Source organism: Rothia aeria (assembly GCF_016726365.1).
GTDB classification, from domain to species: domain Bacteria; phylum Actinomycetota; class Actinomycetes; order Actinomycetales; family Micrococcaceae; genus Rothia; species Rothia aeria.
The window spans coordinates 2,344,010-2,356,282 of the sequence record NZ_CP068102.1 but is presented as its reverse complement, the minus strand read 5'-3'; the positions used below and the strand labels follow the sequence as shown (position 1 = coordinate 2,356,282).

13 protein-coding genes are annotated in these 12,273 nt (G+C 52.8%); 3 read left to right on the top strand and 10 right to left on the bottom strand.

Going from position 1 to position 12,273, the window contains the following annotated elements:
• Positions 1 to 2: 2 nt before the first annotated feature.
• The 3 genes from I6I94_RS10360 (at position 3) to I6I94_RS10350 (ending at position 2,460) form a co-directional block, all read left to right on the top strand.
• Positions 3 to 686, top strand: coding sequence for a hypothetical protein (locus I6I94_RS10360; protein ID WP_143536338.1), 684 nt, complete (start codon positions 3 to 5; stop codon positions 684 to 686).
• Between the two features lie 162 nt (positions 687 to 848).
• Positions 849 to 1,619: a DUF6318 family protein gene (locus I6I94_RS10355; protein ID WP_094757713.1), complete on the top strand. Its 771-nt coding sequence runs from the start codon at positions 849 to 851 to the stop codon at positions 1,617 to 1,619.
• Between the two features lie 67 nt (positions 1,620 to 1,686).
• Entirely contained in the window at positions 1,687 to 2,460 is a 774-nt protein-coding gene (locus I6I94_RS10350) for a DUF6318 family protein (RefSeq protein WP_128087940.1), read from the top strand.
• Between the two features lie 227 nt (positions 2,461 to 2,687).
• Here I6I94_RS10350 and I6I94_RS10345 read toward each other — a convergent pair whose 3' ends face one another.
• From I6I94_RS10345 to glf, 10 genes are all read right to left on the bottom strand, one after another.
• On the bottom strand, positions 2,688 to 3,203 hold the full coding sequence (locus I6I94_RS10345) for a pilus assembly protein TadE (RefSeq protein WP_236588865.1): 516 nt from the start codon (positions 3,201 to 3,203) through the stop codon (positions 2,688 to 2,690).
• On the bottom strand, positions 3,172 to 3,591 hold the full coding sequence (locus I6I94_RS10340; protein WP_006889178.1) for a TadE/TadG family type IV pilus assembly protein: 420 nt from the start codon (positions 3,589 to 3,591) through the stop codon (positions 3,172 to 3,174). Before I6I94_RS10340 ends, I6I94_RS10345 begins: the two co-directional genes overlap by 32 nt.
• Positions 3,592 to 3,618: 27 nt before the next feature.
• A complete protein-coding gene (locus I6I94_RS10335) occupies positions 3,619 to 3,855 on the bottom strand; it encodes a hypothetical protein (protein ID WP_006889161.1) in 237 nt (78 codons plus the stop codon).
• Positions 3,856 to 3,915: 60 nt separating this feature from the next.
• The gene (locus I6I94_RS10330; protein ID WP_128087943.1) at positions 3,916 to 4,851 is read right to left on the bottom strand and encodes a type II secretion system F family protein; all 936 of its coding nucleotides are present in this window, start codon (positions 4,849 to 4,851) and stop codon (positions 3,916 to 3,918) included.
• Positions 4,848 to 5,702, bottom strand: a complete 855-nt coding sequence (locus I6I94_RS10325) for a type II secretion system F family protein (RefSeq protein ID WP_128087944.1) — start codon at positions 5,700 to 5,702, stop codon at positions 4,848 to 4,850. Before I6I94_RS10325 ends, I6I94_RS10330 begins: the two co-directional genes overlap by 4 nt.
• Before the next feature lie 2 nt (positions 5,703 to 5,704).
• Positions 5,705 to 6,994, bottom strand: coding sequence for a CpaF family protein (locus I6I94_RS10320; protein WP_236588864.1), 1,290 nt, complete (start codon positions 6,992 to 6,994; stop codon positions 5,705 to 5,707).
• 203 nt (positions 6,995 to 7,197) lie between these two features.
• Positions 7,198 to 7,965 carry an ABC transporter ATP-binding protein gene (locus I6I94_RS10315; protein WP_094757708.1) on the bottom strand — a complete coding sequence of 256 codons (768 nt, stop codon included), beginning with the start codon at positions 7,963 to 7,965 and terminating at the stop codon, positions 7,198 to 7,200.
• 7 nt (positions 7,966 to 7,972) lie between these two features.
• Entirely contained in the window at positions 7,973 to 8,854 is an 882-nt protein-coding gene (locus tag I6I94_RS10310) for an ABC transporter permease (protein WP_037235268.1), read from the bottom strand.
• Complete coding sequence (locus I6I94_RS10305) at positions 8,854 to 10,866, bottom strand: glycosyltransferase (protein ID WP_201620674.1); 2,013 nt, start codon at positions 10,864 to 10,866, stop codon at positions 8,854 to 8,856. The genes I6I94_RS10310 and I6I94_RS10305 overlap by 1 nt, the downstream gene beginning before the upstream one ends.
• Entirely contained in the window at positions 10,866 to 12,053 is a 1,188-nt protein-coding gene (gene glf, locus I6I94_RS10300; protein WP_006889160.1) for a UDP-galactopyranose mutase, read from the bottom strand. The genes I6I94_RS10305 and glf overlap by 1 nt, the downstream gene beginning before the upstream one ends.
• Positions 12,054 to 12,273 lie beyond the last annotated feature (220 nt).

The following is a 12,273-nucleotide window of genomic DNA, read 5'->3' as shown; positions in this document are numbered from 1 at the left end:
ATATGAAAAAATTAAAAAATAATTTATGTATTTTATCTATATTATTTTTATTAGAAATATTTTGTATTTCATATGCTCCTGCACACGCTACTAATACTGAAGATACTGAGGGGAGCATACAGCAATCTCCTCACTTGGGTGGTGGACATGTTGAGGTTCAAGATTCTCCAAGAAAACCGCAACAAGGTGGTACGGCAACAGAAACTTGGGTTGGATCAAATAACGCTCCTATTGAGATTTCTCCTGAAGAACAAGAGGCGGCGAATAAAGCATGGGAGAAATATCTCGAAGAGAACTGTGCTGAGCAGATGTCGCGTACTTTAACAGGTCATGAGTATAAAGAGAGCGGTAACTATCACGCGTATGTGACGGTTACCTATACCGGGCGATATCGGATAAATAACGGTTCGTGGCGTCCGTTACCTGGTCAACTTACTCGTACCAGTGAGGCTGCCCTGGTACGGGTCTGGGAAATAGAGACCCATAATGTTGCGAAACTGTGCACTGAAGACCCGACCGCGTGGGCGTGCCCCGGTAGTAAACATCGGCCGGATTACAATAACCCCAACCCACGTCTTGCGGTACCGGACCCGCATACCAGCCAACAGTGGCACAAGGATAATGTTGGCAGCGGTGATACCGAATGGTGGCGGAAACCCGCTAAAAAACAGACTGGTTCACACTAAACCAAACCGTAGCGCGCTACCAGCCGGTGAATAACGAACTAGCATAACAACAACAGCAAGAATGTTTTCGAGCAAAACACGGGCCCTGTATTTTGCCCGAAAACATTCTCTGGAAGATTTATTGCAGCTGGTGAGTACGCGCTCGATACTAGGAGTTCTCTAATGGGTTCTTGCACTCAAACTATACTGCTCAATCGTCGCCGTGTGTTGTGGCTGGTTGGTGTGGGGTTAGGGTCACTGGGTCTTGCGGCCTGTGGTGGTGAGAATAAGGCAGCTGAGCAGGAACCCAGCAGCTCCAGTTCTGCTTCAGAGACACCTCAGGACAGCGGTAGTGCTACTTCTTCTGCTTCGGGCGAGGCCTCTAATACCCCTGACCCGAATTTTTCAAAAGGGTATTCCGGCGGGGAGAAAGCCCCTGATGGGAAATATGTGATGGCGGATTATCGGGGCCCGGCACAGAATGTTCGAGTGCCCGCCCGTCCTGATGAGAGTTATAAGGTGAATTCTTTGGAGGGCTTGAAGAAGTCAGTCTTTGCTTGGGTGGAGTGGAGTAACTATGGGATTCAGACTGGGGATTTTGATGTTGCTCGTCAGTTTGTATCGAATGAATTCACGGAAGAAATAGAACGCTATGATTACTACACTAAGCTCTATAAAGAAGGGGGCTGGATTATAGATGGTATAGATGTTTTTGAGTTTCATGGGGATGATCCCGTGATGAAAGATGATGGTACATATCTGTGGGAATTTTATCTGAAGTGGATTAAACAGATTGAAGTTCAAGGAAACGGACAATGGGATGTTCAGGAGAATGATCGTCATGATGATGATACCTTCTATTTGCATATTCGTCACGCAGATGGTGGGTGGAAGATTCTCGGGCTGTCCCCAATAACCGGGCAGAAGGATACGAACCAAGAGAAAGAGCAATAAGGAAGAACCTGTTTCTCTAAATACTTTTCAGAATGGGTTTATATTAACCCGAGAAAGACAGATAATCATGAACTATATGCCTATGCCTGATCCGAGTATGTTGACTCGCCGCCGTGCACTGTTGCTCGCTGGTACGGGGCTAGGAGCTGTGGCTTTTACTGCTTGTGGTGGTGCTGGTAATGCTGAAGGGCAGCCAGCTTCTCCGTCTGAGACTGGTTCGTCGACACCGCAGACTTCGTCGCCTGAAGCTTCTGCCTCTGGCATCAGTGATACATCAGCAACCCCTACCCCTGTAGGGGAAACCTTTAGTAAAGGGTTCTCAGGTGGTTCGCAGGCACCGGAGGGTGAGTATCGTCCTGCTGACGATAAGGGCCCGGCGCAGAATGTTCCCAAACCTCAAGAGCCTGAGGGCATGAACCTTGAAACCCCAGAAGCGTTTTTTAAGTTTATTGAGTATTGGAATGAGCAGCGTAATTATGCTCTTCAAACGGGAGATGTGAAGGGGTATGCGCATATTACCTCGGGTGCTTTTACTAAGGAACTTCAAGCTATCGCTTATATGGAGACTTTGTATAAGAAAGGTGGCTGGGTGATTGGGGGTCTTCGAAAAATTATTTATGAGAAAGATAGTTTTGAACATGTGTCGGGGAAAGATTATCAGTACTCTCTCCTGGGCCGTACTGTTGTATCGCCCGCAATAACGTTTGATAATGAGAAGCGCACTATTCGCACGGAGGATTTCACTGAAAGTAATAAGTATAGTGTGGAGTTTAAGATTGTTTACAATGGTCGTGAATGGTTAGTGCGAGGGGTAACTAACGTTGCGAAATTCGATAAATAAAAGTGTTAAATTTGAGGGTTACTCATTAGGGGTTATCCAGTATTCAGAAACCTCAAATGAATGAATAACCTTCTCGCTATACTGGCGCTACGAGGTTTCGTTCCCTCAGATTGAGTATATCCAATCTAGAGTCACACCTGCTGCGCGCCCCAAATGCCCTGCCTCAGCTGCTGCTGGCCGATACAAAAGCGTTATACCGGCTCTAGCCTGCAGAAGCACAACGGCTTTTAACTCCCCCAGCTCATCGAATACGAACTCACCGGAACCACCCCATTACCGATAGGAACCAAAGGAAGCCGCGCGTTAACGGATACATCAACCCGGATCGTATCGTTCGACCCACACGAAGAGCTGCATGATAACGCCACCGAAATATCCGACGCAGCCACCCCATAATCCTGAGCCACAAGTGTTGCCAGCTCATTCGCCTGGGCCTGCGAGAGGCTTTGCTCCTTAGGCAGCTCCCGAACATACTGCGCCACCTGGGCGCTTGCCGAATGGGCAGCCATCACCGAGGCCTGCAGGCTAAAAACCGTCAAAACCCCGTACATAATGGGGATGAGCAAGGTAATGCCCAACCCCAGGAACTCCACGATTGCGCTTCCCTCATCGGGGCTTTGAGAAGAAGCCGCCCTCTTGCGGCGTCCCCAGCGGGTACGCGCGCATACTGTCTGAAGGGAGAGGATCTTCACGGCACCACGCACTCGCGCACTACTCTTCTGTTTGGACTGGGTATACCGCATGAGCCTTCACCGATAATGAATTAGGTAACCCGAAAGGGCCGAGCACCGGAAGCGGCGCCGAAACGTTCACCTCAAGCACTCGAGCCCCCGCAGAGTTAAAACTTTCGCTGTACGAAACATTCTGTGCATAGTTACCGGGGAGCGAACCGCGAATAATCTCAGAGGTACGGTCAACGCTCTCGGAGGGGTTACGGTCGTGCAGAGTGCCGTACCGTGCCCCAGCACTGGCCGCATCCAGGAGCAGGTTACGCACATAAAAAGCATACGAAACCTGCAAAATAGCCACAGTAATCAGTGCTAACAGGGCCGAGACCATCACAAAATCGGTGCTCGCATCCCCACGGTCTGCATCTGCTCCGGTGCCCTCTTTGCCCCTTCTACGGGTCATGCACTTGCCACAGGCACGCATGACCAGTTAGCGACCGACCTTTGCGATAGCGTCATTAAACATAGTGGTCAGAGCAGGCTGAGCGACTGCCAAGATAGCAGCAACCAGAACGGCGCTCATCATGGTGATCATCACCCAGCCGGGGACGTCGCCCCGCTCAGGATCATCAGAGCCTGAACGGGAACCGAAAACACGACCCGCCACCAGGGCGGTCATCGCTAGTGCAGTCAGCAAAGCCAACGAAGTACGAATACGGCGGAACATTGTCCTCTCCTTTACTGCTAGGGAACCCCGTGCGGGGCCAAATGGTACAGGTCATTGCCTCTAAATAGTTAGATGCAACAGCGATAGTCCGGGGAATATCGCAAAAACTACGGTCAACGGAAGGATGAAAAACACCACGGGTGCGAGCATCGCGATCTCTTTCTTACCGGCGGTTTCCATCAGTTCACGTTTAGCGTTATCGCGGGCATCCTGGGCCTGTGCGCGAAGCACATCAGCCAGCCGGGTACCGCGTTCAATAGCCACTGCCACGCCGTCCACAAAACGGTTCAGTGCAGGCACCTGGGTGCGCCTCGCAAAATCGTAGAGGGCTGGCAGTAACCCCGACCCGGTGCGGGTCTGCGCCAGAATATCCGAGAATTCACGGGACAGCTCTCCGTTAGAGGTGCGGCAGATACGTTCCAAAGCGCCCAAAGCCGACTCACCAGCTGTCACCGACAAAGCCATAAGCTCAGCCAGCGCGGGGAACTCGGTAATCAGCATCTTCTCGCGCTTTTTAATCCTCTCCCCCAGCCACCAGTCACGGGCCATAAACCCACTCACACCGCACACTGCGATGAGAACAATACCAGCGGGTACAGAAATACGTTCTTGAATGACGCCGATAACAGTCAACGCACTCATCATTCCCACACCAGCAAGAGCCCACAGAAGCTGCTCCGCCCTGAATTTACTCACGTTCTCGTCCTCGCCCGCACGGCGCAAACGCTCCCGCAATGACTCATCGGTCATCGACGAATTCCGCATCCGCGAGCTAATGCGGTCAAGCATCGGGCCAAAGAAAACCAGCAGAACCGCCCCCAAAGAGGTGGGGGTTTCCTCGGTCTCCCGCGAGAGGCTTTCGCGCACAGTCACTGACCGCATCTGCGGGGCAATACGCTCAGCAAACCCTGAACGCCGTGACCGCACGAATGTGCTAATCACAAGCCACAGGCCCGACCCGAGAAGTAACCCCAGGAGGATGTACAGGCTTCTCATACAAACACCCTCTTTTCACTCGGCAAAGTACCGATACGAAGCATCAGGCGATAAGCAATCCACGAAAGCACAACGCCGGAAAGCATAAGAATAAAGCCAGCCCACGAATTATAGACGGTACGCACAGCAGGCTGAGTAGCCATCAGCATGAGCACCACCCACGGGGCAACACACGCGAGCTTCGCGCCGTTCACCGTCCACGACTGCCGCGCCTGAAGCTCCGCCCGGGTACGGGAGCTCTCACGCAAAAAATCACTAAGAGTGCCCAGCAGACGTCCCAAATCGCTACCGCCCACTTCACGAGCAATCTTCAAGGACTCAATAATGGTGTCTGCAACAGGATCCGCTAAGTACTCTTTCAAACGGTTCAGCGACGGGATAAACTCGCCACTTGCCCGATAGTCTGAACCAAACCGAGCAAATGCATCACGCAGCTCCTCAGGGCCACGGTATGACAGCTGCACCAGCGCTTCAGGAAGAGACAGGCCCGCACGGATTGCCGAACGCAAGTGATCCACCGCATCAGGCCACTGCTCCCACACCTTAGCTTCACGCGCCTGCGCTCGGCGAGACACAACAATGCGAGGAAGATAGAAACCAGCCACCGAACTTAATAACGCCAAATTCGGCAGGGAGGTGACCGCAAAAATCACGAGTGCCGTAATAGCTGCAGAACCAACGCTAAGCCACATAAACGTCCGAAGACTCAGTGAATGCATACCAGCTTTACGCAGCATGATTACCATCTTTGGTTCACGATTCGGACGTTCCTCACCGGCAGGAACAGGCCAACACGACCACCACAGCAGAAACGAGCCAGCCCCCAACAGCAACCCTAAAAGGATGTTCACAACTACCCCGCCTTCGCCATAGCCAGTATCCGTTCCGGAGCGTGCCCGGCGCGAGCCCACCGTTCAGGGTGAGGCAGTTCAAGGGCGGTGCACACCATACGGCCTTCCTGGCGCACAAACAGCGGTGACATCTCAATCACACCGTTCTCAACGCGACCGCCAAGCATGTAAATCTCCTCAACCCGGCGGTACCCGCGTGCATCACGTTCACAGTGCACAATCAAGTCGAAGCAGCTGGCAACTGTGGGAACCACGAATGCCGAGGAAATATTCTCTCCCGCCAGCAAAGGCAGGGTACAGATCTTCGTCACGGCGTCCCGTGCCGAGTTTGCGTGGATAGTGCACATCCCCGGAAGACCAGCATTAAGAGCGATGAGCATATCTAAAGACTCCGCCTCACGAACCTCACCAATGATGATGCGGTCTGGGCGCATACGAAGTGCTTCTTTCACCAGCCGACGCAGCGAAATAGAGCCGGTTCCTTCAAGGTTGGCTTGACGGCACTGCATACCCACAACATCGCGCAGGGGAACCTGTAATTCAAAAATTTCTTCACAGGTAATAACCCGCTCACGCGGCGGGATCGATGCGGATAGGCAGTTCAACATGGTAGTTTTACCAGCCTGAGTAGCGCCAGAGACTAAAATATTCATGCCGCTTTCAACAGCCGCATGTAACAAACCCGCAGCACCAGCACTCATAGATCCAAGTTTCACGAGGTCGGGCAGCCTGCGGGCACGCACAATAAATTTACGGATGTTAATACTGGGGTGGCTACGGGTCACGTCAGGAATAACAGCATGCAAACGTGACCCATCAGGTAAGGATGCATCCACGAACGGAGACGAAAGGTCTAAGCGTCGACCGGAAGGTTTCAGCATGCGCTCCAGCAGATGGTTAATATTGTCAATATCTAGACGTAGGCCCGTCAGCTCACTCTCCCCCGACCGAGCCACAAAAATCTCATCAGGGGCGTTAATCCAGATTTCCTCAATACTGTCATCATCCAGGAAACGCTGCAGCGGGCCAAAACCACAAATATCATCCGTTAAATAGCGGATAGCATCTGCAGCATCATGAAGTACCGGTAAGGATGCGCGCAGCATCCGGCGATCATAGTCTGCAACTGACGCCTCAATAATCGACACAACTTCATCGCGCGACGTGTACGGGTCTAGTTCACGCGCGCGAATCTGCTCGCGCACATGCTGCGCGATCAGTAAGTAGCTCTCGTATGATGTGCCGGAAGCTGAGCGGTTATCACACGGAAGAGTAGCTCTGGAGCTCTCCATGGTTGGTCTCCCGCTTACGATGAGGTTGATGTACGGTGATGTGATTACTGTACATAGACTACCCCTAACGGCGAAGATTTATCAAACCAAAACCATTCATTAGCTCACAAATTTAGGGAACTGAAACATCTGAGGACATACGTAAAGGCCCGCTCCCCCATAGGAAGCAGGCCTCTACATATGGCATGAGACACGGCGTAGAGCTATCCGCGGATGATCTTCACAGCCTTATCAATAGTTCCGTCGAAACGCAGGTTACCCTGATCCAGCACCACACCGCGTTCGCAGATTTTCGATACCAGGTCCAAGTCGTGGCTCACCACAACGAGGGTCTTACCGTCAAGGCACAGTTCTTTGATCTTCTGGATGCATTTCTTCTGGAACGGTTCATCACCAACCGCAAGAATCTCATCCACCAGAAAAATATCCGGGTTCGTGTGAATAGCGACTGAGAAAGCCAGACGCAGATACATACCTGACGAATAGAATTTCACCTCGGTGTCGATAAACTCGCCGATCTCGGAGAATGCGACAATATCATCGAATGCCGCATCAATCTTGGATTTCGACATACCCAGAATGGCACCGTTGAGGTACACATTATCGCGCCCCGTGAGGTCCGGGTGAAAACCGGCGCCGACCTCAATCAACCCAGCGATATCACCACGGGTCACTACCTTACCTTTGTCGGGCTGCATCACACCAGAAATGAGCTTTAGCAGAGTGGACTTGCCCGAACCGTTAAGCCCCAGCAAGGCTACACGTTCGCCCTGCTGGATATCGATAGTCACACCGTTGAGCGCGTTAAATTTCTCCGACAGGTCGCCTTTACGGCCTTTCATCAGCCACACGAAGGCTTCCTTCATGGACCGAGTGTGCCTGAGCACGAAGCTTTTGACGAGGTTATCCACCCTAATAACCACTGGTGCGTTAGGGTCAATAGGGGGCAGCTGCATCTTCTTAATCTTCATGCGCTTATCAGAGCTCCTGGGCGAAGTTACCCTCAAACTTACGGAAGAGGAAATCGCCAATCAGAACGGTCAGAAGAGACACACCAATAGCTACCGGAGTCCAGAAGCTAAACAGGTGCGGAACAACCTGTGAGGTGGGGGCAAGCTTGTCGTGATCCGTGAGGGTAGGGTGCCAGAACGCATAGTGGAAAAGTTCCACCGCCACGGTGAGCGGGTTCATCATAAACAGATTAAAGACCCACGGATACAGGGTGTCGCGCACCAGCGCCCAGGAATACAGCACCGGAGACAGCCAGGTGGCCACCATCAGGAACATATCCACCAGGTTTTCCGAGTCACGGAAAAACACGTTAGCGACGCCAAAGATAAGCCCCAGCCCGTAAGAAAGCAGCATGACGATGAGCATCCCGGCGACAACGGACGCAATGTTCAGCACGCCGGGTTTCCAGCCGCTGAATATACAGGCGATGAGCATCACCACGATTTGAGGCAAGAAATGAATGAGAGCAACCCACACCGTCGAGAGCGAGAAAAGCTCACGCGGCAGGTAGATCTTACGAATCAGTGCGCTATTGACCACCATGGCCCGCGCGCCGTTACCAAACCCTTCCGAGAAGAAGTTAATAACGATCATGCCCGCGAACAGATAAATAGCGTAGTTGTGCATACCCCGCTCAAGGCCCAGGAAAAGGCCCATCGCAATATAGAACACTCCGAATTGGATACCCGGCTTAATGTAAGACCATAGGATACCCAGCACGGAACCGCGGTAACGCACCTGGATTTCCTTATCAACCAGCAGCCTTAACAGGTACCGGTTTCGGATAGCGTCCAGAATACCCCTACCGCGCCCGGGGGCTTTAAAGGGTTTGGTGCTCAGATCATTCATCATCGCTTCAGTTCAGACTCCGTATGTTTAGCGAACGTCTCGGCCCACGCCTCGTAGGAGGCTACGCTGGCCGATGCGTTCCGGTAGCGTTCACGCAGCGTTGGCCACTCCTTCAAGAGCCTAGCATGTAGCTTAGTTGCATCAATCAGTTTAGAGCGCACCTGCTTAGGGTCGCGGCGGTACCAGAAAAGCCCGGTTCCCTCCGCGTTAGTGGCCAATGCCGAATCAAACCTCGACAAGGTCCACCAGTTACTCTCACCATAATTGAGCTGAATCTGTGGATGCGATTTCAACTCACCCGTCATAGGTTTAGTCAGCTGACGGCGCAACGTGTTCATGGTCCACGGAACCAGCTTCTTATACCCGGGCGATTTGAAGTTACGACGGCCCCGGAACGGCGGTTTCTTGTTCTTAATGGTGGGGAAACTATCAACGTCAGTCTTCACTTGCGATTCGGGGTACTCAGCCGCCATCGCACGAATCTGCGGCAGGCGGGCAGAGAGCGACTCGTGCAGGTGCTCCGGCCCGGACAGCAGATCCTCAAGAGCCATCAAGCGGCCGGCCTCAGTATAGTACTGCATTGACAGGGTGTGCTTCACATCCAAAAAGAGGGAATCCAGCATCACACGGCCGCCTTTATCAAACGGAGAATGCAGAAGTGCCGTGATCAGGCGGTTACGTTCATGATAGTATGCCTGCCAGCCGACGGAATCGTCCTTATCAGTCCAGGACACATGCCACACACCAGCACCGGGGAATGAGACTGTGGGGAACCCGGCCTCTTTCGCGCGCAAACCGTACTCTGCATCATCCCACTTCAAGAACAGCGGAAGCGACAGACCGATCTCATGAATCACTGCGGTTGGGATAAGGCACATCCACCAGCCGTTATAGTCAACATCAACGCGGCGGTGCAGCCAGTGCGTGCTACGCAGATTGCTGCGGCCCAGATCATGACCCATGACCATATCATCGTAAGGCTTGTCGTAGAAGTTACGCCACGGATTGACAACCTCGCCGTAGGCGTGCAGCACCGAGCGGTCGAACATATCAAACATATGTGCGCCCACAATGGTGGGGGTTTTGCAGTAGTTTGCAAACGTCACCATGCGCAGGATGGACTCAGGCTCAACAATCACGTCATCATCCAGCAGCAGCACATAGTCGCTGCCGTTATTCACGGCCTCAAACATGCCACGGGAGAAACCGCCCGAACCGCCCAAGTTACCCTGATTAATAATACGGAATTTACCCGCGAGCGGCTTAACAACTTCCTCAAAATCGGGGTGGTCCTGCACCTTTTTATTTCCTTGATCAACGATCAGGAACTCGTGCACAGAATCAAAAATCTCGGGGCTTTCACCCAGTGTGCGAATATTGTTAATGCAGTACTCAACCTTGTTCATGGTAGTGATCTGCACGGTTGCCTGGCCAGCGTTTACATCAGCGCGCGGCTCAATATCACCCAGCCAGTTAGCCTCAATCAGCTCAAGGTCGGTGGTGCCCGAAAGATCAAACCAGTACCATCCGCCGTCGCCAAATGGGGCTAACGGAAGCTGGAAAGTCGTTTCTGCTGATCCGGACAGCAGCTTAGCGTCCACACGCTGAATAACGCCGCGGCCGTTAGATTTATACACCACGACCATACCTTCACCACTGGTATGTACGCTCAAAACCACCTGTTTCAGGTCGGTCCACCGGCGCCAGTATGAGGCAGGAAAAGCGTTAAAATACGTCCCGAAGGAGAGGTGTTTACCGTCGCCCACCGTAATAGAGCGGCGCCCCGTCAGGTTACGGGCGGCGTTAGCAGATGCAGCGGGCGCGGGCGCATTAAGGGTCTGTGCGTCGGTAGCCTCTTTAAGGCTTGTGGCCGCATCACTATCGAAACGGGTAGGAAGCTGCACACCGGTGGCGGCGCCAGCATCCACATACAGGGGTACCACATCGGTTTCCACAGCGCTGGGGAAGATCACGCGCTGTAAGGTTTTTAAAGTTTTTTCCTCAGTTGTCATTATGCGTCCACACCGCCGGATTCGATCGTGGCGCCCTCAGCAAAATGCGGGCGGATCTTATTGTCGAACATCGACAGCGCGGATCCGATAGCCATGTGCATATCGAGGTACTTGTAGGTGCCCAGGCGTCCGCCGAACAGCACGTCCTTCTCCCCCTTAGCAAGATCGCGGTACTTCAGCAGCTTCTCACGGTCCACGGAGGTGTTCACCGGGTAATAGGGCTCGTCTCCCTTATTGGCGAAGCGTGAGTACTCGCGCATAATCACGGTCGCGTCCTTGGTGTAGTCGCGCTCAGGATGGAAGTGGCGGAACTCATGGATACGAGTGAAAGGAACGTCAGCATCCGGGTAGTTCATGACTGAGCACCCTTGGAAGTCCTCAATAGGCAAGACTTCTTCTTCCAAATCAATGGTGCGCCATGACAAGTCACCTTCGGTGTAGTCAAAGTAACGGTCCACAGGGCCGGTGTAAACCACAGGAACCTGGCCCAGCACCTTCTCACGCGAGTATTCATGATCTCCCGAGAAGAAATCGGTATTCAGCCGTACCTCAATATTCGGGTGCGCTGCCATACGCTCCAGCCAAGCAGTGTAACCGCCCACCGGCAGCCCCTCATACTTGTCGTTAAAGTAGCGGTTGTCATAGGTGTAACGCACCGGCAGTCGGGAAATAATGGAGGCCGGCAGCTCCTCCGGCGGGGTCTGCCACTGCTTAGCGGTGTAGTGCTTAATGAATGCCTCATACAGGGGGCGCCCAATCAGCGAAATGCCCTTATCGTTGAGGTTCTGCGGATCAGTACCGGCCAGTTCCCCGGCTTGTTCAGCAATAAGTGCTTTCGCTTCAGCCGGTGAATATGCAGCGTTAAAGAACTGGTTAATAGTACCCAGGTTAATGGGCATCGGGTACACCACACCATCGTGGCGGGTGTATACGCGGTGCACGTAATTCGTAAAATCGGTAAAACGGTTCACATACTCCCAGACGCGTTCGTTGGAGGTGTGAAACAGGTGCGCCCCATAGCGGTGCACCTCAATGCCGGTCTGCTCTTCGTTCTCGCTGTATGCGTTACCACCGATATGAGAGCGGCGGTCCAACAGTGCCACCTTTAAACCAAGCTCAGTTGCGGCCTGTTCGGCAATGGTCAGGCCAAAAAGGCCCGAGCCGACAACTACGAGATCAGCAGTCAATTTCTTCTCCTGTAAGTCATGGGAAACCCGCACGCAAACTACGAATTTACCAGTTTAACGGCGCCTAGAGCCAGGCGTAACCACAGCCTTCAGCGGCGCAGCAGCACCTTCTAAAGACGGATTTAATCATATCTAAAGTTACCTGATATCCGCACCCATTGCATATTTGCATCGTATTTTTTCGGCCTCCGAAAAAGAATCCAGGACGGGCATAGTCTGC